This is a genomic window from Acidobacteriota bacterium (genome assembly GCA_016715115.1).
GTDB lineage: Bacteria > Acidobacteriota > Blastocatellia > Pyrinomonadales > Pyrinomonadaceae > JAFDVJ01.
In genome coordinates, this window is record JADKBM010000011.1 from 1,270,633 (window position 1) to 1,294,339 (window position 23,707).

Below are 23,707 nucleotides of genomic sequence, written 5' to 3' on the forward strand. Positions count from 1 at the left end.
ACCTTCAGCGAGCAACCCTCGCCCCGCCTCCTTTCATTACTTTCTCGACCTCGGCGAGCGACGCCATTGTCGTATCGCCCGGCGTCGTCATCGCCAGCGCGCCGTGCGCGGCGCCGCAGTTGACAGCCCATTCGGGATCCTTTCCGCTCAAGAAACCGTAGATCAATCCGGATGCGAACGAGTCGCCGCCGCCGACGCGGTCGTAGATCTCGAGGTCGGACCGCATCATCGCCTGATGCAATTTGCCGTCGGTGTAGCAAACCGCGCCCCAATCGTTGAAGGACGCCGTTTTCGCGTTTCTGAGCGTCGTCGCGACCGCCTTGAAATTCGGATATGTGGCAACGGCCTTTTCGATCATTTTTTGATAGCTGCCGATATCGAGCTTCGAGTGATTCTCGTCCTGGCCTTCGACCTCAAGCCCGAGGCACGCCGTGAAATCCTCTTCGTTGCCGATCATCACGTCGACAAACTGCGCCAGGTCGCGATTCACTTCCTGTGCTTTCGCTTGACCTCCGACAGCTTTCCAGAGCGACTCGCGATAGTTAAGATCGTACGAGATCATCGTCCCGCATTCCTTTGCGATCTTCATCGCTTCGCGCGCGACATCCGGAGACGTTTCGGAAAGCGCGCAAAAGATCCCGCCGGTATGAAACCAGCGCGCGCCTTCCGTCTCGAAGATCTTCCGCCAGTCGATATCGCCCGGCGTCAGCTGCGAGACGGCGGTGTGTCCGCGGTCGGAACAACCGAGCGCGCCGCGAACGCCGAATCCGGCTTCGGTAAAATTCATTCCGTTTCTGACCGTCCGACCGACGCCGTCATATTTCACCCATTTCAGATGCGACTGATCGACTCCGCCCTGGTAGATGAGATCCTGAACGAGCCTGCCGACGGGATTGTCGGCAAGCGCGGTGACTATTGCCGTGTCCAGACCAAAACAGCGCTTTAGTCCGCGCGCGACGTTGTACTCGCCGCCGCCTTCCCAAACTTGAAACGAGCGTGTCGTGTGAATTCGTTTTTCGCCCGGATCGAACCGCAGCATTACCTCGCCAAGACTAACCAGATCCCAACGACAATCCTCTTTTGATTTGATCTTCATATTCACTTGATGAGCATTTCGGCCAGCAATCATCCTCAGCGCCCGAGCCAACCGCCGTCAACCGCGAGCACATGACCGTGCATATAATCGCTGGCCCGTGACGACAAATAGACAACCGTACCCGAAAGATCTTCGGGTTGCCCCCAACGACCGGCCGGAATTCGCTCGAGAATCTGCCGGTTCCGCGTTTCATCGGCCCGAAGCGCGGCAGTATTGTTGGTCGCAAAATATCCGGGAGCGACCGCGTTGACGTTGATATTGAGACTTGCCCATTCGTTAGCGAGCGCTTTCGTCAACCCCGCGACGGCCGATTTCGACGCCGTGTACGCGGGGACCGTGATCCCGCCCTGGAACGATAGCAACGAAGCGATGTTGACGATCTTTCCGCTGCCCTGGGCGATCATCCGGCGCCCTGCCGACTGGCAAAGACGGAAAACCGAAGTTAGGTTGACTTCGATAACTTCGTCCCAGTCGGGCTCGGAATAATCGACGGCCGGCGCGCGGCGGGTCATACCGGCGTTGTTGATCAGAATATCGATCCGGCCGAATTCGTCGAGCGTTTGTTCGACAATCGACGTCGCTGCCGAACGCTGTGCGAGATCGCCTTCGACGGGAACCGCCCGGCGGCCCAACTTCTCTACAGTTCGCAAAGTCAAGTCGGCACTTCCCGTTCGGCGCGCGTGAACCGCGACGTCCGCCCCGGCCTCGGCGAGGGCGACAGCGATCGCAGCTCCGAGTCCCGTACCGGCGCCGGTAACCAACGCAACCTTTCCGTCAAGTTTGAAGTTATCCAGGATCATCGCAAAAAAGTCGATTTCGTGAACCCGCGCGACGGCGTAAGTCTGAGTTGGTTATTTTCGGGACGCTTCAAGGCCCGACCCGCCGGTGGCATATTCCGGCTGAACGTTGACAACACCGAATTGGCGGTCTTCGATCTCGCGATTGGCGGCCATCATCCACAGAAAATTGATCGACCCTCCCGGCGCGGCGACATTCGGGTGGTAGCCGTCCGGCATCACGACGACATCGCCTTCGCGCACGACCTCGACCAGTTCCGGCGAATCAAGGTCCGTATAAACCATCTGCAGGCCCCATTGCGGTGCCGGCATATCGATGTACAGATAGGCTTCCTCGAGCATTTTTGCGTGCTCGTGCGGCGGAAACGATGTCCAGTTACCGTCGGATGAAAAAGTCACGCCGGCCATAATGCGTCCGGCCTGTATGTTCTTGCCGAGAAGTATATTGAGATCGCGCTCGGTCGGCGGCTTTCCGGCAACAAAGTGAAGCGCCGGATCATTGCGGATGGACTCAAAAGAAACGAACTGCACCGGGAATCGAGTCTCGACATCCGCCGAAATCTCGGCAAGATCGCAATTTGCGCCCAACGGGGCAACCGTGATCGACGAATCGCGCGGCACGTAAAGAGCATCGTACCGATCCAGATCGTATCGGTCGCGATCGACCGTGACGGCCGCGCGGCCATTTAGGCAGACGAATCCGACCTCCCTTCCGCCGGACCCAAAACTCACCGGCGCGTCCGCTTGGTCAAGAATGATCCGGCCGTATGAAAGATGCCGGGTCGCCGTGTTTTCGGGTGTGACCGAAAGCGTGCGGCCTTTTTTGGTGTGTGTGCCCTTGATGACGCACGTTTCGCGTTGAATCTTCTTCAGAGTTATCTCGTTGCTCATAAAATTCTCTTATGGCGCCGCGAGAAAATTCCCCCGACGCAGATATTCGTCAACCGCTACTTCAAGCGCTCCGCCGATCGCCGCCCCGACGGGCGATCCCGCTTCGATCGTCCAACCGTCCATCGAACCGACGATGCTCCGATTGACCGCTTCGCGAAGCGGCTTTTCGATGAACTTCCAACCGTAAACCAAGCGCCCGCTGACAATTACGTGCGGAATTCCGACCCCCATCACGACGTTGGCGATGCCGATCCCGAGATAGTCGCCGATCTTCTCAAGCGATCGCTGGGCGCGAATCTCGCCGTTTTCGGCCCTCACCACGATGTCGGCGAACCTCGGCAGCGACTCGTTCGGTCGAAGCGGGCGGTCGCCGAGATAAAGCGTCGACGCCGACGCGGCAGAGGCATACTTTTCCCAACAACCGCGATTGCCGCAAACGCAGGTCTTGCCGCCGGCAACGATCGTCATATGGCCGAATTCGCCGGCCAATCCGCGGCCGATACCCGTACCGCGATAGATCTCGCCGCCTATCACGATTCCGACGCCGATTCCCGTTCCCGAACGTACAAGCACGAAGTCCGAAAGCTCCCCGGCCCGCGGATGGCGTGCCCTGATTCGCGCTTCGAACATCGCGGCCGCAGTCGAGTCGTTCTCGACCACGACCTCGATTCCCTTTTCGAAACCAAGCGCGCCGGCGATGTCGACGTCGCGCCAACGAAGATTCGGGGCGTAAACGAGCTTGCGGCGTTCAACGTCGGCCATTCCCGGAACGCAGACGCCGATCATCAGGCAGTTCGCCGCGCTTCGCGCTTCAAATATCTCCTCGATCAATTCACGGACCCGCGCCATTGTCTCACGCGGTTCCCCCGGCGTCGCGAAATCCTCAAACTCCTCGATCTCGCCGGCAAAATCGGTTATGCCGATCTGCGTCGTTCGCACGCCGAGATTGACCCCGATAAAATACGATCCGTCATCGGCGAACGAGATCTCGCGTGACTTGCGGCCGCCGTCTGCTTCGTCGGCCGGCTCCTCCTTCAAAACACCGGATTTCAGAAGCGGTCTGACATATTCGGTAACGGTGCTCTTGTCGATTCCAAGTCTGGCCGCGATCTCGGTCCGTCCGATCGGTTGTGCGGCGCGTATCAAACGAAGCAACGAATCAAACTTGGTAACTGTCGAGTTTGCCGTGTTTTGGAGTTTCTTGTGAAAAACTGATCTTTGGGTCATAAGATTGAAACTCAAATCTTACAACGAAACGGTCTGTTCTGCCCAAAACTGAAACTCACGATGTTTGTTTTCTTCCGCGCGAGCCTGGATCTCACCGCCGGCAACGCGCCGCAAATGCTCGAAAAGCCTCATCCCTACCGATTCGATCGACTCCGTTCCTTCGATGACGTTCCCGGCCGAAACATCCAGATCGAGTTTCATACGTTCAAAAACCTCGTTGTTCGAAGCAAGCTTGATGACCGGCGCGATCGCGTTTCCGATCGTCGTTCCGCGACCCGTCGTGAAGATCACCGCCGTCGCGCCGGCCGCGACCAGCGCGGGCGTCGATTCCTGATCGTAGCCGGGCCCCTGCATCAGGTTGACACCGCGCCGTTTCGGCGTTTCGGCGTATTCGACGCAGTCTTCGATGCGCGTCGTTCCGGCCTTGGCGATGGCGCCGAGGCTTTTGATCGTGATGTTTAGAAGCCCGCCCTTGATGTTTCCCGAACTCGGATTCTGATTGAGAACCGCGCCGAACCGCGAGGCGTAAGTCTTGAACCAGTCGACCATCGCGTAGATCTTCTTGCCGGTCGCGAAATCGCGCGCCCGGTGCGCGAGAATATGTTCAGCGCCGCAAAACTCCGGCACTTCGGTCAGGATAACCGTTCCGCCCGACCGCACCAGGAGATCGGCCGTGTAGCCGAGCGAAGGATTCGCCGAGATGCCCGAGAATCCATCCGATCCGCCGCATTTGACGCCGAGCACGAGTTCGCTGATCGGAAAATCCTCGCGCATCGATTCGTTAACTTTCGGCAGCATTTCCTTGACGTATTCGAGTCCGGCCTGGATCGCCGCCTGCGTTCCGCCGACTTCCTGAATTCCGATCTTGTAAACCGGCTTGTTGATCGGCCGTTCGCGATTCGTCAGGTATTTTTCGACATAGCCGAGATTGGTCTTTTCGCAGCCGAGATCGATCAGCACGACGCCGCCGACATTCGGATGATCCGCGTAATTCGACAGTACGCGCATCATCACGTCGAGGTTCGAGCCGTCCTGGCAGCCGCAGCCTTTGTTGTGCGGAATCGCAACCACTCCGTCGACGTTCGGAAACTTTTCGCGGCTATAATGGAGAAACTCGGACATCATCGCGATTTGCGATGCTTCGTGGCTGGCGCACATTGAAGTCGGAACGATGAGCACGAAGTTTCGCGTCCCGACGCGGCCATCGGGCCGGCGAAAACCGGCAAAGCGAGCGATCTCGTCTTTTGGAATATAGTCCGGAGGCGGGCAACTGATGTCCATCGGAAGATCGCGGACAATGGGGACCGCATCGGAAATATTCGAATGCGTCACCCAGTGCCCGACGGGAACGCCGAGGCTCGTCCCGATCGGCTGACCGTACTGGACGACGAACTCGCCCGCCGGAATGTTCTTCAGCGCAAATCGATGCCCGGGCGGAATTTCCGTCGCGATCACGATTTCGGCGCCGTCCGGCAGCGTGACAACCAAGCCGGGTTCGGTCGGCCGTTTCACGACGGCGACGTTGTCATCCGGATTGACGATGATCGCGTAATCGCCGATCGCTGCTGATTTGTTTGGGGAATCGGACATTTTTTAAGTTTGCGGCACCAGATCCGGCAGAACGAACGATGCCACGTTCGGATGCAATCGGATCCAAAGCCCCGGATTTTCATCGCACTGTCGCGCAAGTTCGGCCGGATCGGCAGAAATCTCCGTCTCGGCAAATCGCTTGAAACTCGGGATCTTTCCGGGCGCGGTCGACGCATCGACGATCGACTGGACGATCTTTTTCGAACTCAGGATGGCAGCCGGGCCAAGCGTCAAAATATGCGACGCGCTGCGGCATTCGCGCTCGTCCGCATCGGAAACGTCACTGCCGCCGACCTTGAATTTGCTGATGTGATGGTCAAGAATACTCTCAGAAATGGGAATAATACCGGCCCAGTCGCCCGCCGTCGCTCCCGAGCCGGGCTTGATGTAGCAAATATGCGACGCCGCTTCGGCTTCGGGGCCGAGTCCCAGAAAGAAGATGTCGATACCGCCCAGTTCCCTTATCCGGTCGACATACCGTCTCATTTCGAATTCAAGGTCGTCGGTTTCGGTCTCGATCGGGGTAAAACTCTTGACCTTGGCGAAGAATTCCGGACCCAGAAGGCGTTCAAAGTCTCGCACGAAGCTGAGCGAACTCTCCATTCTGAGTGGCGCAAGCGCGTCCTGGGTAAAAACGTGGAGTCGCGACAGCAGCGCGTCCAGTTCCCCCGTTGCCGCTTGTTCGCGAATCCGTCGGTACATTGCCTGTCCACCGCGACCGCCGAGCAGAACGACAACGATGTCGCCCGACTTCTCTTTCGAATACGCGATGAGTTCGTCAAGCATCGCCCCGCCGACTTCATCTTCGGTTCCGAGAACCTGAAACTGGTACGGCGTAACGCTTCGGACGTTCGCCCGATCGCCCTCTCCGATCCACAGGTTTTCGTTTGCCGCGCGCGCGATGAGTTCGTTCTTTGGGGTCGTCATCATACTTTCGCCTCAATTGCCCTTGTATGATAATTGGTTTGACCAATTATTTGCAAGTCGCATTCTCAAATTTCCTTGAAATGGTCTCCAACACCAGTAAATGAGCATCCATATGGTCTTTTTCGGGACTTGACAATCAACGTCTTGGTGTAAGAGACTACAAGCAACTTCTTGAAGTGGTATTACCTTTGGCAGTTTCGATCATCTGGATTCTGGAGATTTATGGGATACGCAAAGTTGGATCTCAAGGGGCGGACGGCCGTGATCATCGGCGGCACATCGGGGATCGGAAGAGCGATCGCCGACGGCTTCGCCGAAGCGGAAGCGAACGTCGTCTGCACTTCGCGCCGCGAAGAACAGGTCGAGAAGACCGCTGCCGAACTTGAAGCGAAGGGTTGCCGGACGATTCGCGTCACATCGGACGTTTCGGACCGCGAATCGTTGGCCGAACTGCTTGGCGCTTGCGTCAAAGCTTTCGGGAAGGTCGATATTCTCGTCAACTGCGCGGGAAGAACGAAGCGCGCGCCGACGGCGGACTTTCCCGAGGCGGACTGGAACGACATTATCGAGACCAACCTCAACGGCACGCTCCGGGCCTGCCAGATCTTCGGCAAGCACTTTCTCGAGAACGGTTACGGCCGGATCATCAATATCGCTTCCCTTTCAACTTTTGTCGCGCTTTTCGAGGTCGCCGCATATTCCGCCTCAAAGGCGGCGGTCGCGAGTTTGACGAAATCGCTGGCCGTCGAATGGGCGAAACACGGCGTCAACGTCAACGCCATCGCGCCGGGGGTTTTCCTGACTGATCTCAACCGCGAACTGCTCGAATCCACGGAACGCGGAAAGGAGTTTCAGTTGCGAACGCCGATGGGGCGCTTCGGCAAGGTCGAAGAACTTGCGGGTGCGGCGGTCTTTCTGGCGTCAGAAGCTGCGAGTTTCGTCACCGGCGAAGTGTTGGTCGTTGATGGCGGCTTCCTGGCGTCGGGCGTTAACCAGTGAATCTTACGGCTGAGATCGAGCTGAAAACCGAAAGGCTCCGCGAGATGCTTGCGGCCCAGTCCCTCGGCGGTGTTCTGCTCAACACACAATCCAATTTTGCCTGGCTCACCGGCGGCGGATCGAATGCCGTCAACCGGAGCGTCGAGAACGGAGTCGGAACGCTTCTTGTGCGCCGCGACGGCATGCGTTTTTTGCTTGCGAACAACATTGAGATCGATCGGTTGATGGCCGAACAGATCCCGGGCGGCAGTTGTGAGCCGCTCTCATTTGATTGGCGTGCCGAAAAGTCCTCGCCTGAGATCGCCGCCGATCAGGCGCGCGCCCTGGTCGGCAACGCCGGCGAGATAATCTCCGATCTGCCGCTGTCAAAGTCCGTTCGGCCGGCGGAGAACCTCATCGCTCCGTGCCGTTACGAATTGACAATTCCCGAGATTGAACGCTTTCACAAACTCGGCGCGGACACGAACGAGGGCGTCCGCCGGGCTTTCGAGTCGATTGCGCCCGGAATGCCGGAGCAAAGGATCGCGACGGTCGTCGCGGCAGAACTTGCCGTAAGCGGCATCGAAACGGTTGTCGTGCTGGTCGGAGCCGACGACCGGATCGGCGCGTACCGTCATCCAACTCCGACTGAGAATGTCTGGAAGAAATCGGTGCTCGTCGCAGTTTGCGCGAAGCGCAGCGGATTGATTGCCAGTTTGACGCGGATCGGAATCGCCGGCCCCGTTTCCGCCGAGTTCAGCGAACGGACCGAAGCCGTCAAGGAAATTCAAAGAACAATTTGCCGCGCAACGGAGGTCGGTCGCGAAGGCCGCGAACTTTACGGTTTGCTTGAATCCAAGTATGCGGAACTCGGTTTCGCCGACGAGATCGGCAAGCACCATCAGGGCGGAGCCGCCGGGTACAAGACACGCGAATGGGTCGCGCATCCGAAATCGTCCGAACGGGTCGTCGCCAATCAGGCTTTCGCTTGGAACCCGTCGATCACGGGCACCAAGGCCGAGGAAACGATGATCGTCACGGCCGGTGGGTTCGAATTCATAACGGCGAACGACGTAACTGGAATCTTTCAATATTGAGGGTGACAAAATGACTGAGAAATCGATCGAAACGCCGGTTCGCGTCGGCAACTTCCGCTGGGTGATCTGTGCTCTGCTGTTCTTCGCGGCGACCGTCAACTATATCGACCGTCAGGTTATCGGAATCCTTAAACCCACGCTGCAAGAGGAGTTCGGCTGGACAGAGAACGATTACGGCTGGATCGTGTTCGCGTTTCAATCCGCGTACGCGCTCGGGATGCTCGGCGTCGGCAGGTTGATGGACCGAATCGGAACGAAAAACGGTTTTTCGATTTCGGTGACGCTGTGGAGCATTGCCGCGATGGCCCACGCCTGGGCCGGTTCGGTCGGTTCGTTTATGGCGGCGCGCTTTGCGCTCGGGCTTGGCGAGGCCGGCAACTTCCCGGCGTCGATCAAGACGGTTGCGGAGTGGTTTCCGAAAAAGGAACGCGCGCTGGCGACCGGCATCTTCAACGCCGGAACCAACATCGGCGCGCTCGTCACGCCGCTTGTCGTGCCCTGGATCGCTTATACGTACGGATGGTACGAGGCTTTCATCATAACCGGCGCGATCGGCTTTCTCTGGCTGATCTTCTGGCTCATCTTTTATCGCAAACCTGAAGATCATCCGCGACTCTCAAAGGCCGAGCTGGACTACATCAACAGCGACAAAGAAGAGGTCTTGCCGACTATTCCCTGGAAAAGGCTTTTTCCGCATCGGCAGACCTGGGCGTTCGCGATCGGCAAGTTTCTGACAGACCCGATCTGGTGGGTCTATCTCTTCTGGCTACCGGATTTCCTGCAAAAGAAACACGGGTTGGACATCAAAACCTTCGGGATTCCGCTCGCGATCATCTACATCATCGCGGACTTCGGAAGCATCGGCGGCGGTTGGATCTCCGGATTCCTGATCAAACGCGGCTGGTCGGTCAACGCCGGCCGAAAGACGGCGATGCTCATTTGCGCGATCGCGGTCGTTCCGATCGTCTTTGCATCGATCACAACGAATCTCTGGGTCGCGGTGACGCTGATCGGGATCGCGGCCGCTGCGCATCAGGGCTGGTCGGCGAATATCTTCACTCTGACTTCGGATATGTTCCCGAAACAGGCGGTCGGATCGGTCGTCGGCATCGGCGGAATGGCCGGCGCGATCGGTGGAATGTTCATCGCCAAACTCGTCGGCTGGATACTTGATGCGACCGGAAGCTACATCCCGATCTTCGCCATCGCCGCCTCGGCTTACTTGATCGCGTTGCTCGTAATACACTTGTTGACGCCGAAACTGGATCCCGCAAGACTGGACAATGCATAAACTACTGCAATTTCTGGCCGCGATGGCGATCCTTTCCGCGGCCGCGGCCGTTTCAGCTCAGAACGCATCGCCGGTCTGGCGAGCCGACAACGGCGACGGCACATTCAAAAACCCGATTCTCCACGCAGATTATTCCGATCCGGACGCGATCCGCGTCGGCGACGATTTCTATATGACCGCGTCGAGTTTCAACGCCGCGCCCGGCCTTCCGATTCTCCATTCGAAGGACCTCGTCAACTGGCGTTTGATAAATTATGCTCTCCGCGAACAGGTCCCGACCGATGTTTTCAGCCGACCGGTCCACGGCGGCGGCGTTTGGGCACCGGCGATCAGATTTCACGACGGCGAGTTCTACATCTTCTACCCGGACCCGGATCACGGCATCTACGTGACCAAGACAAAGGACCCGATGGGCGAATGGTCCGCGCCGCTGCTGATCAAGTCCGGGAAAGGCTGGATCGACCCGTGTCCGTTATGGGACGAAGACGGTCGCGCCTATCTCGTCAGCGCGTTCGCCGGCAGCCGCGCCGGATTGAAGACCGTCCTGACCGTCAGCCGAATGGATCCGAGCGGGATGAAACTCATCGGCGATCCGGTTCTCGTTTTCGATGGGCACGACGCACATCCCACGGTCGAAGGCCCGAAGTTCTACAAGCGTAACGGTTTTTACTACATATTCGCTCCGGCGGGCGGCGTTGCGACGGGCTGGCAGCTGGTCTTGCGTTCGAAGAACGTCTTCGGTCCATACGAAGAGAAGACCGTCCTCGCGCAAGGCAAGACGAACGTCAACGGTCCGCATCAAGGTGCGTGGGTAACGACACAGTCGGGAGAAGATTGGTTCCTCCATTTTCAAGACAAGGGTGCGTATGGAAGAGTCCTTCATTTGCAACCGATGATCTGGAAAAACGACTTTCCGGTGATCGGCTCGGACATCGACGGTGACGGCACCGGCGAACCCGTTGCGACATTTCGCAAACCGAATGTGGGCAAGACATATCCAACGGAGACCCCGCCTGATTCTGACGAGTTTGACGCGGAAAAACCGGGACTTCAATGGCAATGGCACGCAAATCCCCAGGCGCTTTGGGCGTTCGCGTTTCCTTCAAAGGGCGTCCTGCGCATCAATTCCGTTCAAACACCGGCGGACCAGAAGAATCTCTGGGACGCGCCGAACTTGCTGCTTCAGAAGTTTCCCGCCGACCGCTTCACAGCAACCGCGAAAGTCACGCTAAATTCGCGGGTCGAGGGCGAGAAGTTCGGCCTGCTGGTGATGGGGCTCGACTATTCATATCTTGGCGTGACCTTGAGAGGCGGCAAACTCTTTGCGGCGCAGGCCGGAGCGCGCGACGCCGACAAGGGGAACACGGAAACCGAAACCGCGCCGTTTCCCGTTGACAGCCGAACGTTCTTTGTCCGAGTTTCCGTCGAACCGGCCGCGATATGCCGGTTTTCGTACAGTACGGACGGGAGATCATTCACCAACCTCGGAACGCCGTTCAAGGCGCGGGAAGGCCGGTGGATCGGCGCGAAGATCGGATTCTTTTTCTCGCGCCCGACGAAGTTCAACGATTCGGGCTCGGCCGATATCGATTGGATACGCTTCGAGTGATTCTGATTGGGAATGAGTCCAATACGCGGCTTTTCGACGACAAATGGAACGAATTCAGATTCTCCGCATCAATTCTCGTCAATTTCCCTTTGAGCAGACCTGAATCGCATTCCGTCGATGCCTTCGGATTCCTGCGCGGCGCGTGTGTGCAGCAGGTGTTCGCGCATCGCGTTCCCGGCCGCTTCCGGGTCGTGGGCACGGATCGCGCGGTAGATCTGGCGGTGCATTTCGGCTGACTCCTTGAGATCCAGCGCGAGATGCACCGTTTTGCTTCGTGTCTCGAACAGGATCGTCGCGACCATATTCATCAAGGCGGTAAGAATACGATTCCCGGACGCGGCGGCGATCGTCTGGTGAAAACGCATATCGTGAACGAGATATTCCTCGGGTTCTTCGAGCGAGGCGAACATTTCGGCGACCTCTTCCGCCATCGTCGCGATATGATCCCCTGAAGCGCGTTTTGCGGCGAGTTCGGCGACCGCCATCTCGAGCGCGATGCGCGTTTCGAACATCTCATCGGAACTGAAACCGTGAAGCGACGCCATCAGGCGCAACGGGTTCGCGTCGAGCGCCGGCGAAGCGTCGGCCTCGGCGACGAATGTGCCCGCCCCTTGCCGGGAATGGAAGACGCCGACCGCAGCGAGCGTTCGAATTCCGGCGCGCAGGGTCGGCCGCGAAACCCCCAACTGGCGCGCCAGATCACGTTCCGGGGGTAAACGATCTCCCGGTTTCAGGTCTCCCGCGTGAATCATCTCGCGCAACCGTCGGACAACCTCCTCAGACGTTGTCAACTGCCGTTCGCTTGTCGTTGTATCCAGCATTTGGTTCTTCATCCCGCAGTTCGTTGGTCAATAGAATAGCTTAGTTCCAACAATATCGCGAACATTTGGCTTACGGTTTGACCGGCTTGAGCGGTTCAGCATAGACCTTGATCAGTATCAACGAGAACTCTTTTCCGGGAGTGTTGACGCGGTGATGCGGCGTGCCGCGCGGAACGATGATCAGATCGCCCTTGCGAATCGTGAACGTCTCGCCGCCCGAGATCTTTGTCGCGCGCCATTCGCCGGGTGATGCTTCTCGCGGATTCTCAAGCGTTCCGCCGAGCGTTAACTGGGCGGAACCTTCGAGCACGTAATAAACGTCGTCCGAAGCATCGTGAAGCTCGGCCTCGCTCGAATCGCGTTTCTTGTCGTGCTGGATCGCGACGCGGAGTTCCATTCCGGCGCCGCCGACGAGTTCCGAAACCTTGTTTTCCGATCGGATGGATTTTTCAAGCTCGGCCAGCGACTGTTTCGTCTTAACGACAAAAGGCCTGATCGGCTTCGACGGCTCGCGCGTCTGGGCGAACGAAACAATCGAAAGGAGACTAAAGGCAAAAACAATAAATACGACTGATTTTATAGATTTCATAGGTTTTATCCGCGATCGCAATTCCGTGGTATAGGAGAAGTAAGAACGGTAGACGGTAGACGGTAGACGGTAGACGGAGAACGGAGAACGGTAGACGGTAGACGGTAGACGGAGAACGGAGAACGGTAGACGGTAGACGGTAGCCGGTAGACGGTAGACGGAGAACGGAGAACGGAGAACGGAGAACGGAGAACGGAGAACGGAGAACGGAGAACGGAGAACGGAGAACGGAGGCTCGACAACCAAGATCGGTTTGTCAAATACGCCAGCGCCTGTTTCTCGTTTCTGATGTCAAAGGTCAAAGACCGAAGTTCTAAGTTCACAGTTCCAAGTTCTCACTTCTCAGTTCCAAATTCTCACTTCACACTTCTCACTTCCCAGTTCTCACTTCCCACTTCTCATTTCTCACTTCTCACTTCTCATTTCCCAGTTCCCACTTCTCACTTCCCACTTCTCATTTCTCATTTCTCACTTCCCACTTCTCATTTCTCACTTCTCACTTCCCAGTTCCCAGTTCTCATTTCTCACTTCCCACTTCTCATTTCTCACTTCCCACTTCTCATTTCTCACTTCTCACTTCCCAGTTCCCAGTTCTCACTTCTCACTTCCCAGTTCCCAGTTCTCACTTCTCACTTCTCACTTCTCACTTTTCACTTCCCACTTTTCACTTCCCACTTCTCACTTCCCGCTTCTCAGTTCTCACTTCCCAGTTCTCACTTCCCACTTCTCAGTTCTCACTTCTCAGTTCTCATTTCCCATTTCGCGCTGCCTTGAGCAACCATCCGGCGAGCTCGCGGGCGGCGAGATTATTGTCGTAGATTCCTTTCATCTTGCGGCCGTCGACATATTCGTTGTAAAGCCACGGATCGCCAAGCGCAAAGACCGTGCCTTTGCCGAATTTAACGGTCGCCATCACGACATCGCCGTTTGATTTGAGCAACGGAACTGCCCTGCCCGAGAGTTTCAGCGTTGAGATCTCCTTCAGATAAAGCTCGCGTGCCATCCTGAACACGGGATTTCCCGCCGGAACTTCGATCCGGCCTTGCGCGAACTGATCGTTTTGGACGCGATTCTGACTGTCCTTGTTGAACTCAAGTCCGAACTTACGTGCCAGAATGTTCCAATTGTCGAACTCAGCGTTGCCGAAATCATTGCCGAGCAACACCAACACGCCGCCCTTCTTCACCCAGCGGGCAATCGCTTCGGCGTCGGCGGCGTTGATGAAGTTCGGTTTCGGCGTCTCCTTTTCGGTGTCCGGGTCAACGATCAAGTAAACGCTCGCGGCTTTCAGATTCTGTGGAGACGGACGGCTCGAAAGCTTTTCAAGCTGCGCGCCGAACGATTTGAAATGCTCGCCAAGCGCATAGAATCCGGGATGATTCTTTTCGTCCCATTTGTAGTGCCAGACCGATCCGTCGGGCCGCACTTCGTGATTGTAGAAATCGTCAAGCACGACCCTCTTTCCCGCTCCCGCGCGTCCGCGTTCGAGGTGTTCGATTTCGAGCGCCGCCATCACCGCCGGTCCGAGCCCTTTGGCGTCGTTGGTGCGGAGTTTTTCGCTCATATAATAGTCGAAACTGCCGTCCCGGTATGGATTTCCTCCAAGTCCGGAGACGGAGACCGTGCCTTCCCAATCAAGAAATCCGTCCGGCCGCAGCTTGATGAATTCCTTCTTGATTCCGGCCCAGCCTTTGTTAACAGTGGCCAGATATCCGGGCGCCAGATTACCCTGCCGGACGCCTTTCGCGAGCGCATAAACGAACATCGCGGCGCAGGACGATTCGTGATAGTTCTTGCCCTTGCCGGGCAGGTCGATGATGTCCCACCACAAACCGTCCTTGTCCTGATACCGGGTGATCGCCTTTGCCAGGCGATCGAAGATCGAGACCAGTTCCTGACGACGCGGATGATCTTTCGGAAAATGGTCGAGGACGTCCGTCAACGCAATTGCGTACCAGCCCATCGCGCGGCCCCAAACGTGCGGACTCAACCCCGTTTCCTTGTTTGCCCAACGTTGCTGCTTCGACTCGTCCCAGCCGTGATAAAGCAACCCGGTCTTTGGATCGCGCGCGTGTTTTTCCATCCAGACGAACTGGTTGGCAATATCGTTCCAATTGTCCTCTTTCCAAACCTGCGAATACTCGGCGTAGAAAGGCTGGCCCATATAAAGTCCGTCGAGCCACATCTGCCAAGGGTAGATGTTCTTGTGCCAGAAGCCGCCTTCTTTCGTTCGTGGGTGGGAGTTGAGCTGCAAGCGAATGTACTCGGTCGCCTTTTTGTATTTTTCGTCTCCGGTCACACGGTAGAGGGTCATCATCGCACGGCCGGGCGTGATGTGATCGATGTTGTGTTCGACCAGATCGTAACCCGTGAGTTTGCCGTCCTTGTCGAACCAGTAATCCATTCCGCGCTTGATGAAATCGAAGTACTTCGGATCGCCGGTGGCGTACCAGAGTTGTTCGACCGCTTTTAGTTGCACTCCTTGTTCGTAGTTCCAATTCTTCGGGATTCCGATCGGCGTGCCATCGTCTTCGGGCCAGATCCGGTTCATCAGTGTATGTGCCAGGCGCTCTGAAAGCGGTGCCTCGTTCTTCTGCGCATTGGCCGAAACCGCGCAAAGCAAAACCAGTGCGGTGACAACAAGCTTATTATTTACAACAATTTTCATATTCGACCTTCTTGATCGGCAACAAGATTCCCAACAGATCCACCGACATTCACCTCTCAGTTCTCACTTCTCACTTCTCAAGCAGTTTTCGCAACCGGAGTTTCGCCTCGCGTACGCCCTCGACGACGAGTTTTGCGATCTCCTCCGCGCCGCGGGGCGAGAAATGTGTGTTGTCGTCAAGCCCGTTCGGGTAGTTCGGGCTTTCGCCCTTGGCGAGGATCAGGAATAGCTCTTTTGATTTCTCCACGCCATATTCCGCGATCAGTTTCTCGCTCTTCCGATGCATATCTATCAGCGGAACCTTCAATTCTTTCGCCACGTCGCGAACAATTTCGGGATACTCGCCGTGAGTGTCGTAAAACTTGCCCTGCGCATCGAATCGGCGCCTCACGACCGGCGTCAGGAGAACCGGAAAGGCCCTTTTCGCGCGGACATCGGCGACGAAACGAATAAGATTCCGGCGATAATCTTCGGGCGGGGTGTAGCGCTCGCCCTTTTCCTTCGCCGAATCGTTGTGCCCGAACTGAATGAAAACGTAATCGCCTTTCCTGAGCGAATCGACGACAGCCTGCCAGCGACCTTCGGAAATGAAGGTCTTCGTGCTTCGGCCGTTCATCGCGCGATTCTCGATCCGTACCTTTCCGCCTTTGAAGAACTGTCCGAACATTTCCCCCCAGCCTGTTTCCGGACGCTTTTCGGGAAGTTTTGCCGCACACGTCGAATCACCGGACAAATAGACGGTAACGGGTGTCTTCTGTCCAAAGATCGGGATCACGGCGACGATCAACAAAGAAAAAGCGGCAAAGGTCTTCATTTTTCTCTCCGCGGGCAGGGATCAATCGAGGCGTTCCACGACCGAGCCTCCGACCTTCACGTTAACCAGTCTCAAACCCTTTACGTTCTTGATGATCGACGGCTTGTCGACCGAATCGAACGAACAATTGCGGAGAGAAACGTCATAGATCGGCGCGTTGTCGAGTCCTTGAAGATCGACCGCGCGGTTCCCTTTCGCGCAGATCAGGTTTTCGACGACATAGTTGCGGACCAGCGGGACGTAATCTCCCTTCGCGCCTTCCTCGTAATTGAAGTCGATCTCGACGACGGCGCGCGAAACCTGGCCGACGGTAATGTTCCTGAAGAACATATTTTCGAGCTTCCCGCCGCGTGAAGCGTTGTTCTTGACCCGGAGCGCCGTCCACAGGTCGGCGCTGTCGAGCCGGTTGTTCTCGGCGAATACGTTGCGGACCCCGCCCGATATCTCGCTTCCGATGGTAATTCCGCCGTGGCCGTCCTTCATCGTACAGTTGCGGATGATGATGTTCTCGCTCGGCGCGTTGATTCGACGACCGTCGTTGTTGCGGCCGGATTTGATGGCGATGCAGTCATCGCCGGTGTCGAAAAAGCAGTCTTCGATGAGCACGTCTTTGCATGACTCGGGATCGCACCCGTCGTTGTTCGGGCCGTGAGTCGCGATATGGACGCCGCGCACGATGACGTTCTCGCAAAGAACCGGATGCACTTCCCACATCGGAGAGTCGATGATCCGCACGCCCTCGATCAGGACGTTGCGGCATTTGTACGGCTGGATGAACTGCGGCCGCAGATAATGCCCGACACCGAAAATACGTTCGGCGAGAGGCGCGTTGCGATCCATTAACTCATAAAGCCGGGCGCGCGCCGCCTTCTGGCTGATGACGTCCGGATCGCCGCCGTAACGCGGGTTGCCGTGCCATTTCCAGAAGAACGCCTTGCCCTGGCCATCGAGGGTTCCGGCGCCGGTGACCGCGATATTCGTTTGCCCATACGCATAGATCAGCGGCGAGATATGCATCAGTTCCATCCCTTCCCAGCGCGTATGGACGAGCGGCAAGTAATCGTTCGGGTTCGTCGAAAACCTGATCGTCGCTCCTTTCTGGACGTGAAGGTTAACATTCGACTTGAGATGGATCGCTCCGGTCAGCCAATCGCCGGCCGGCACTACGACACGGCCTCCGCCGCTCTTGTGGCAAGTCTCGATCGCCTTCCGAAAAGCGCCGGTGCAGAGCGTTTTGCCGTCGCCGACAGCGCCGAACTTTGTGACTGGATAGTCTCGTTTTTTGAATTTCGGAGCTTTGATGCGCGCCATAATTCGCGGATATTCGGTTTTCCACGGATCGCCCGACGCAGTTTGACTGAAAGCCCGACCGGACAACAACAATCCGGCACCGGTGCCGGCTGCAAAAAGTTCAAGAAATTCCCTACGGTTCATAATTGCCTGGTTTGACGCCGGCGTCTTTACCGTTTCAGCGTCTTCTTCCATCTTGGATAATCTTTGTCGAGCAGTTCGTTGGGTTCGTCGATGTACCAAGCGTAGCCGTTGCGACGTTCCGACTCGATCTCGGAAACATCGTAGCGGATCACCGCGTCGCGGCCGACAAAGATCGGTCTCATCGTGTTGAACTCGTAGAATCGCGCCCAAAGCGTCGAATTCGGATCCTTTGTCAGTTTGCGGTCGCCGTTCACCTTTTCCCAGCGGAAGCCGTCTATTCTGCTCTCGCGATACCATTTGACCGCGCCATCGACCGCCGCGACGATCTCCGCCGAAGGATTCGCCTCGCCCATCAAGAACCGCACGATTCCGACCGATTCCCCGGCCGTCAGCGATGCCGGTTCGAACTTTCGCGCCGCTGCGGGCTTTAGCGTTTTCTCATCGTACTGCGCGGCCCAGACGGTTTTCGCACCTTTGATCTCGACCTGCAAACCGAGGATCAGCGGAATCGCCCTGGCAACCGCGGCCTCGCACGCCGCGCGACGATTCCCATCGACGAACGCGTAGTCGGGTGACCTTCGGGCAATGTCCCGCAAAACATTCAACACGCCGATCATCGCGTCGTCATTGAACGTGATGAATCGGGAATAGTTCCTCTGCAACGGGAAGAACTGCGGAAATCCTCCGTTCTCGTATTGCATCGCGAGCAGAAAATCGAGGCCGGCGAGAAACGCATCGCGATGTTTCGGGAAATTGGTCGGCGGCGTCTGCTTCTGAAGACTTCCCGAGACCACTTTTGCAAGAAACGCGACTTGGGTGAAGGTCGTGCGGTTATCGATCGTGGTTTCCCTTACGACGTCTTTTGTTGACGTCAGTTGCCCGCGTTCGCGCTCGGTCAGAACGCGCGTCATATCGATGTTCTTTTCCCACCCTCCGTTCGATTTCTGAAAAAGCACGACCTGATCGGCGATCCGCGCGGCCTCATCTGTCTGATACCAGACCGGCTTTTGTTTGAGAACCTCGGTCCAGACGACGGATTTCCAGTCAGGCGGCGTGTTTTCGAGGAATCCGTCATCGCTGTTCTTCGGGTTCCAACCATCCCGGCCGCCGAGGAATGTCGCGGTGGAAAATTGCTTCTCGTCAGAAACGCCAAGCTTCCGCGCCCAGGCCGCGCGTTTTTCAGGTGTCGCTCCGGGCCCCGAAGATCGGATCTCGGCGAAATATGCGGTTTTCTCGTTGTCCGGGTTCCCCCAGTTGTTCCATCCTTCGGGACGAATATGCGACCCCATTTCGGTATCGATGAAGACCGCCCGGCCGAACGCCCGCCACGGACGCGCGAGAAAAACCGATTTGACCCCATTGTTTGAGGTCAGTTTCGAGCGATTGAAGACGAACCCCGAAGACTCGTCGGCGGAAAAACGCATCGGAGCCGCAATAAAACCGTCGCCCTTGGAGCGGATCTCGCTATTCTCGAAGACCGCCGCGGCCTGTCCGAAAATAAAATCGACGTTGCCTTCTATGTAACAGTTTTCAAAATACTGCCGTCCGTTCTTTGCATAGAGAGTGTCCTGCCAGCCAAGGAACCGGCAGTTTTTGAAGACCAGCCGGTCGGCTTCGGCCAGAACCGCGACGGCCTGACTGCCGGGCGTTCCGGGCTTGTATTCGAACGCATTTTCGAACGTCAGATTCTCGGCGCGAAAGCTGTGTCCGCCGACATAGAAAGCGTATGCCGCCGACGTCGTTCCGGCGCGGCCGTTATTGATGCTGTAGGCGATCTTCGTCTCCGCGGCCGATTCGCCGATGAGCGTTATAAAGGGTTTGGACGAAGGAATGTTGACCTGTTCGAAATAGGTCCCTTTCCTGATCAGGATCGTGACGCGCTTCCTGTTGTTTTCCGGCACTTTGGCGATCGCCTCGCCGACGGTCCTGACGTTGCCGCTTCCGTCAGCAGCGACGACGAGGTCCGGGGCACCGCCGAACACAGCCGTCGCAATTGTCAGGATAAATATCGGAAAACAAACCAGAATCGCTTTCATCAAACAAATTATATGGCAAAAATGCGCCACAATTGTCGCCCAAGGCTGAAGCATCAATCGTGGCGCATCGTCAACAGTCGATCCGAGGTCAGAATCGACTAGAAAGTGAACCTCGCTCCGATCTGAATGTCGCGCGGCGGCTGGCGCGTCGGACCGTTGGTAAATCCGAATCGCCCGAGATTGCTGGCGCCCGCCGTGGTCAGGTTCGGCGTGTTGCTCGGAGAAAGGTTCGGTGCGCTGAAATACGGCGTATTAAGCACGTTGATCGCCTCGACACGAAGCTGGATCTTCATTCCCTCGCGAATGCGGAAGTTCTTCGACATTCCGAGATTGAAGTTCAGGAATCGCTGGTTTCGCAACTTTCCGGTCGTCAGCGGGAAATAGCGGAGCGTGTTGTTGCTACCGATATTCGTCGTTCCGAGGCCGATCGATGCCGGCGCCGACGCGCCGTTCAGGATAAAGCCCGCGGGATAGAACCCGGTGACATCGAATGCCGGAATGTCGATCCCGTAACGCAGCCCCGCCTCGTTCTTCTTGCCGAGGCGGCTTTTAAGCAGATACGGGTTAACGGCCTGCGGATCATAATAGACGTTGCCGAACACCAGCGGTTCGCCCGACTGCCATTCGTAATTCGACTGGAACTGCCAGCCGCCGATGAGCGCGTCGACCCAACGGTTCCAATCCTTGCCGATCCAACGGCCGCGGCCGATCGGAAGTTCGTAGATGCCCGAGAAGGTGATGCGATGCGGACGCTCGGTCGGCGAGACCTGATCGGTAAGGTTCTCGTCCTGCGGATTGAGATACGCGGTGCTTTCGTGCTCGCGCGAAAAAGAATACGACGCATTCAGCGAAAGTCCTTTCGTAAAGCGTTTGACCGCCTGGATCTGAATCGCGGTGTAGTTGCTCGTTCCGTTGTATTCGCCGAGCACCACGTTTCCAAATTCCGGGTACGGCGTCAGAAGATTACGACGAGCGATCGTCGCGGCGTTGAACGTCGCGTTGCTCGGAACCAGTCCGCGGAACGGATTCGGAACGCTCGCGCCGAGGAACGTCGAGACCGTCGAACTGAATTCGGTTCCGGCATTCAAATATGCGGTCGGAATGTTATTGATCGAACGGTTGACCGCGAGATCGTAGCCGCGCGAATGAATGAAGTTCACATCGAGGCCGATTCCGAACTTCATTTCGCGCTGGAAGCCGGCGATGAAGCGCCAGAATTGAGCGTTCTTGCGTTCGTTGGCGAGAACCGTCAGGTCGCGGCCGATGAAGGTCGCGAGTCCAAGGCTCGAACCCGGTGATTCGGCGACGCCGCTCGGAAACGGATTGTTTAGATCGGCGATGAAGGTCAGACCGTTGTTGGTCGAAGGAACGAACAGTGTCGGCGTCGAAAATCCGGCTTGGTTGACCGCCGTGATCTGGAAAGGCGCGACGAAGATCCCGAATCCGGCGCGGATCACCGTCTTGTCATCGAGCGAATACGAAACGCCGATACGCGGCTGCCAGTTGTTCTTGTCGACCGATTGGTTGGCGTCGCTGGCGCTCGTCGCGAAAAGGAGCCCGCCGGCGAGTGATTGAAACGCATCGACCGGAACGCCTGTCGGGACGCTTGCGTTGTAGTTTGCCAACGCCGAAGCCCGGAGCGGGTTGGCGGAGATCTTGTCGAATCCGGTAACGATTCGGCCCTCGGCTTCGGTAACTCCCGTTTCGTATTCGTAGCGAAGTCCCCAGTTGATCGTCAATTTCTGATTGACGCGCCAGTCATCCTGGAAAAAGACTCCGTGATAGGTCGACTTGACGTCGTACACCGTTGGATTGTCGGCGAAGCTGTTTGTCGATGCCGTCGGGATACCCAGAAGAAACGCCGCGAGGTCACGCCCGTATGCGGCGCGCAACGCCGTGCTCGAATTCGAAGCCTGCGCGGTGTACGTTCCGTCAAACTGGAAACGGCCCGAGCGAAAGCCGTTGGTTTCGTTCTTCTCCTTCAAGATGCGCAGGTCGTAACCGTATCGAAATGTATGGTCACCGAATATCTGCGTGACCGTCGGTTGGATCGACATTAAATTGAAGGGACGGTAAAGACCCTCATTGTAGTCCGAACGGTTCGATCCGATGGCGTTCGCGATTGAAGCCGTCGTGAAACTCGCGAAATCGAATCGCGGAATCACTGTTGAACCGCGGAATGCGGAGAGCGCGGCGGACGAGAATCCGAGGTCCGCCGGCGCGATCGGGTTAGCCGGTCGGCGTTCCTGCGAGAACAGGTTGTAACTGCCGCGGACGTCGAGGATCAGACTCGAAGAGAGAGTCGCCGTGTAATTGACGTTCGCGCCCTTGTTGACGCGGTACTCAAAGCCGCGGGTCGGCGAATCGGGCTGGCCCAGCCAATTGTATCGGTCTTCCGAACTCTTGCTGTAGTAGTACTTCCCGAAGATCTTGTGACTTTCGTTGAAATTATGATCGACCTTCCCGAGATACGATTCGTATGGCCGGAGAAGGTTCATATTCGACGCATAAACGCCGATGCCGTTGACGATCGGCTGATTCGGGAGCGGGAAAAGATTAAGATACCGCTGTGAGACCGAGTTGATGCGTCCCGGCGCGATGACGTTGCCGGCAAACGGCGTCCGGCAAACGGTCCCGAGCGTTCCGGTAGTTCCGCAGGTCGTGTTGCCAAGAAAGGCAGTCGCAGGATCGTAGATGACCGTCGAGGGCAGCAGCTCCGAGAAATCGCCTGTACGCTGAAGAGCGGTCGGGACACGAAATGTCGTCGGTTCGGATATGTTGTCTTTCTGCTTTTCGTAAGTGAAAAGGAAGAACGTTCGATCTTTGAAGATCGGACCATTGACCGAACCGCCGTAACGAAAGTACTTGCGCGGCGCCTGTTCCAGTCCGAGCCGGTTGTTGAAGAAGTTGTTCGCCGTGCGGCTCTTGTCGCGGTCGTAGTAGTATACCGAGCCGTGGAACTTGTTGGTTCCGCTCTTGAGCGCAACATTGACGGTCGAACCGGCCGTGAAACCGTTCTGCGCGTCGAAGCTGTTGGTCTGGACCTTGAACTCCTGGACCGCGTCGGACGGCGGCGTAAACGCCACCTGACCGGCGAACGCGAGATTCGGCGAACCGTCGAGGTTGATCTGGTTGCCGCCGGCGCCGTTCGTCCGGAACGAAGCGAGGTTGCCGTTGGCGGTCGGTCCGGTAAACTGCGGGTTTCCGGTGTACACGACGCCCGGCGCCTGTGTCACGAGTGTCAGAACAGCCCCTTCGGGCAACGGAAGTTCCTCGACCTGCCGATTGCTGATCACAGTTCCGGTTGTCACCGACCCGCGTTCGACCAGATCGGCGCCCGCGACGATGTTGACTTCGGCCTGGGTTCCGATCTCAAGCTGAAAGTCGATCGTCAAACGATCGTCAACGTTAAGCTCGACGCTTTCGCGAACCGAGGTCTTGAATCCATTGCCGGATACATTGATCGAATACTTGCCGGGAACCAGGAACGGAACGGTATAGCTGCCGTCTTCATTCGTGGTTACCGTGTTTGCGATATTCGTCGCGATGTTTTTGACAACGACCGTCGCTCCGACGACATTGGCTCCGTTCGGATCCTTGACGCTGCCGGTAATTGTCGCGCGGAATTCCTGTGCAAAGGCGTTCATCGACAACGCCAGCACAAGCGCGCCGACGATGCCGATAATGCCGGTTCGGATACGACCATTTCTCATCTCTTTTTTACCTCTCCGTAAATTCAAATCTGTATCATTGCGTTGCCAATTCTTCCTTTGGCTGAATTTCGCGATTATCATAATTGGTTTTACCAATTAATGCAAACGGAGCCGCTTAGATTTTTTCCC

17 protein-coding genes are annotated in these 23,707 nt (G+C 57.0%); 4 read left to right on the top strand and 13 right to left on the bottom strand.

The window, feature by feature from the left end; translation table 11 throughout:
• Window positions 1-4: 4 nt before the first annotated feature.
• From IPN69_14210 to IPN69_14235, 6 genes are read right to left on the bottom strand one after another with little or no spacing between them, the layout of a single operon-like run.
• The gene (locus tag IPN69_14210; protein MBK8811865.1) at window positions 5-1,096 is read right to left on the bottom strand and encodes a sugar kinase; all 1,092 of its coding nucleotides are present in this window, start codon (window positions 1,094-1,096) and stop codon (window positions 5-7) included.
• A 35-nt stretch (window positions 1,097-1,131) separates the two neighbouring features.
• Complete coding sequence (kduD, locus tag IPN69_14215; protein ID MBK8811866.1) at window positions 1,132-1,893, bottom strand: 2-dehydro-3-deoxy-D-gluconate 5-dehydrogenase KduD; 762 nt, start codon at window positions 1,891-1,893, stop codon at window positions 1,132-1,134.
• Window positions 1,894-1,947: 54 nt separating this feature from the next.
• On the bottom strand, window positions 1,948-2,784 hold the full coding sequence (locus IPN69_14220) for a 5-deoxy-glucuronate isomerase (protein ID MBK8811867.1): 837 nt from the start codon (window positions 2,782-2,784) through the stop codon (window positions 1,948-1,950).
• Window positions 2,785-2,793: 9 nt separating this feature from the next.
• The gene (locus tag IPN69_14225) at window positions 2,794-4,011 is read right to left on the bottom strand and encodes an ROK family transcriptional regulator (GenBank protein ID MBK8811868.1); all 1,218 of its coding nucleotides are present in this window, start codon (window positions 4,009-4,011) and stop codon (window positions 2,794-2,796) included.
• 18 nt (window positions 4,012-4,029) lie between these two features.
• Entirely contained in the window at window positions 4,030-5,601 is a 1,572-nt protein-coding gene (locus tag IPN69_14230; GenBank protein MBK8811869.1) for an altronate dehydratase, read from the bottom strand.
• A 3-nt stretch (window positions 5,602-5,604) separates the two neighbouring features.
• Entirely contained in the window at window positions 5,605-6,528 is a 924-nt protein-coding gene (locus tag IPN69_14235) for a 6-phosphogluconolactonase (GenBank protein ID MBK8811870.1), read from the bottom strand.
• A gap of 222 nt (window positions 6,529-6,750) precedes the next feature.
• Between IPN69_14235 and IPN69_14240 the strand changes: the two genes are divergently transcribed.
• The 4 genes from IPN69_14240 to IPN69_14255 are packed head-to-tail and all read left to right on the top strand — an operon-like array spanning window position 6,751 to window position 11,503.
• Window positions 6,751-7,527 carry a glucose 1-dehydrogenase gene (locus IPN69_14240; GenBank protein MBK8811871.1) on the top strand — a complete coding sequence of 259 codons (777 nt, stop codon included), beginning with the start codon at window positions 6,751-6,753 and terminating at the stop codon, window positions 7,525-7,527.
• On the top strand, window positions 7,524-8,603 hold the full coding sequence (locus tag IPN69_14245) for a M24 family metallopeptidase (protein ID MBK8811872.1): 1,080 nt from the start codon (window positions 7,524-7,526) through the stop codon (window positions 8,601-8,603). Before IPN69_14240 ends, IPN69_14245 begins: the two co-directional genes overlap by 4 nt.
• 10 nt (window positions 8,604-8,613) lie before the next feature.
• A complete protein-coding gene (locus IPN69_14250; GenBank protein MBK8811873.1) occupies window positions 8,614-9,894 on the top strand; it encodes an MFS transporter in 1,281 nt (426 codons plus the stop codon).
• Window positions 9,887-11,503 carry a glycoside hydrolase 43 family protein gene (locus IPN69_14255; GenBank protein ID MBK8811874.1) on the top strand — a complete coding sequence of 539 codons (1,617 nt, stop codon included), beginning with the start codon at window positions 9,887-9,889 and terminating at the stop codon, window positions 11,501-11,503. The genes IPN69_14250 and IPN69_14255 overlap by 8 nt, the downstream gene beginning before the upstream one ends.
• A 68-nt stretch (window positions 11,504-11,571) precedes the next feature.
• Here IPN69_14255 and IPN69_14260 read toward each other — a convergent pair whose 3' ends face one another.
• The 7 genes from IPN69_14260 to IPN69_14290 all read right to left on the bottom strand — a co-directional run bounded on the left by IPN69_14260 (window position 11,572) and on the right by IPN69_14290 (window position 23,578).
• The gene (locus IPN69_14260; protein ID MBK8811875.1) at window positions 11,572-12,324 is read right to left on the bottom strand and encodes a FadR family transcriptional regulator; all 753 of its coding nucleotides are present in this window, start codon (window positions 12,322-12,324) and stop codon (window positions 11,572-11,574) included.
• A 70-nt stretch (window positions 12,325-12,394) separates the two neighbouring features.
• A complete protein-coding gene (locus IPN69_14265; GenBank protein MBK8811876.1) occupies window positions 12,395-12,913 on the bottom strand; it encodes a cupin domain-containing protein in 519 nt (172 codons plus the stop codon).
• A gap of 748 nt (window positions 12,914-13,661) precedes the next feature.
• Window positions 13,662-15,581: a glycoside hydrolase family 88 protein gene (locus IPN69_14270; GenBank protein MBK8811877.1), complete on the bottom strand. Its 1,920-nt coding sequence runs from the start codon at window positions 15,579-15,581 to the stop codon at window positions 13,662-13,664.
• Between the two features lie 70 nt (window positions 15,582-15,651).
• Window positions 15,652-16,395, bottom strand: coding sequence for a rhamnogalacturonan acetylesterase (locus IPN69_14275; GenBank protein ID MBK8811878.1), 744 nt, complete (start codon window positions 16,393-16,395; stop codon window positions 15,652-15,654).
• 21 nt (window positions 16,396-16,416) lie between these two features.
• A complete protein-coding gene (locus IPN69_14280) occupies window positions 16,417-17,829 on the bottom strand; it encodes a glycoside hydrolase family 28 protein (GenBank protein ID MBK8811879.1) in 1,413 nt (470 codons plus the stop codon).
• 26 nt (window positions 17,830-17,855) lie between these two features.
• Complete coding sequence (pelA, locus tag IPN69_14285) at window positions 17,856-19,865, bottom strand: pectate lyase (protein MBK8811880.1); 2,010 nt, start codon at window positions 19,863-19,865, stop codon at window positions 17,856-17,858.
• 98 nt (window positions 19,866-19,963) lie between these two features.
• The gene (locus IPN69_14290; GenBank protein ID MBK8811881.1) at window positions 19,964-23,578 is read right to left on the bottom strand and encodes a carboxypeptidase regulatory-like domain-containing protein; all 3,615 of its coding nucleotides are present in this window, start codon (window positions 23,576-23,578) and stop codon (window positions 19,964-19,966) included.
• Window positions 23,579-23,707: the final 129 nt, after the last annotated feature.

What these genes read in the sequence shown, in the direction of transcription:
- IPN69_14210 (MBK8811865.1), bottom strand. Translation starts at nt 1,096, where the DNA reads ATGAAGATCAAATCAAAAGAGGATTGTCGTTGGGATCTGGTTAGTCTT.
- IPN69_14220 (MBK8811867.1), bottom strand. Translation starts at nt 2,784, where the DNA reads ATGAGCAACGAGATAACTCTGAAGAAGATTCAACGCGAAACGTGCGTC.
- IPN69_14225 (MBK8811868.1), bottom strand. Translation starts at nt 4,011, where the DNA reads ATGACCCAAAGATCAGTTTTTCACAAGAAACTCCAAAACACGGCAAAC.
- IPN69_14230 (MBK8811869.1), bottom strand. Translation starts at nt 5,601, where the DNA reads ATGTCCGATTCCCCAAACAAATCAGCAGCGATCGGCGATTACGCGATC.
- IPN69_14235 (MBK8811870.1), bottom strand. Translation starts at nt 6,528, where the DNA reads ATGACGACCCCAAAGAACGAACTCATCGCGCGCGCGGCAAACGAAAAC.
- IPN69_14240 (MBK8811871.1), top strand. Translation starts at nt 6,751, where the DNA reads ATGGGATACGCAAAGTTGGATCTCAAGGGGCGGACGGCCGTGATCATC.
- IPN69_14250 (MBK8811873.1), top strand. Translation starts at nt 8,614, where the DNA reads ATGACTGAGAAATCGATCGAAACGCCGGTTCGCGTCGGCAACTTCCGC.
- IPN69_14255 (MBK8811874.1), top strand. Translation starts at nt 9,887, where the DNA reads ATGCATAAACTACTGCAATTTCTGGCCGCGATGGCGATCCTTTCCGCG.
- IPN69_14260 (MBK8811875.1), bottom strand. Translation starts at nt 12,324, where the DNA reads ATGCTGGATACAACGACAAGCGAACGGCAGTTGACAACGTCTGAGGAG.
- IPN69_14265 (MBK8811876.1), bottom strand. Translation starts at nt 12,913, where the DNA reads ATGAAATCTATAAAATCAGTCGTATTTATTGTTTTTGCCTTTAGTCTC.
- IPN69_14270 (MBK8811877.1), bottom strand. Translation starts at nt 15,581, where the DNA reads ATGAAAATTGTTGTAAATAATAAGCTTGTTGTCACCGCACTGGTTTTG.
- IPN69_14275 (MBK8811878.1), bottom strand. Translation starts at nt 16,395, where the DNA reads ATGAAGACCTTTGCCGCTTTTTCTTTGTTGATCGTCGCCGTGATCCCG.
- IPN69_14280 (MBK8811879.1), bottom strand. Translation starts at nt 17,829, where the DNA reads ATGAACCGTAGGGAATTTCTTGAACTTTTTGCAGCCGGCACCGGTGCC.
- pelA (MBK8811880.1), bottom strand. Translation starts at nt 19,865, where the DNA reads ATGAAAGCGATTCTGGTTTGTTTTCCGATATTTATCCTGACAATTGCG.
- IPN69_14290 (MBK8811881.1), bottom strand. Translation starts at nt 23,578, where the DNA reads ATGAGAAATGGTCGTATCCGAACCGGCATTATCGGCATCGTCGGCGCG.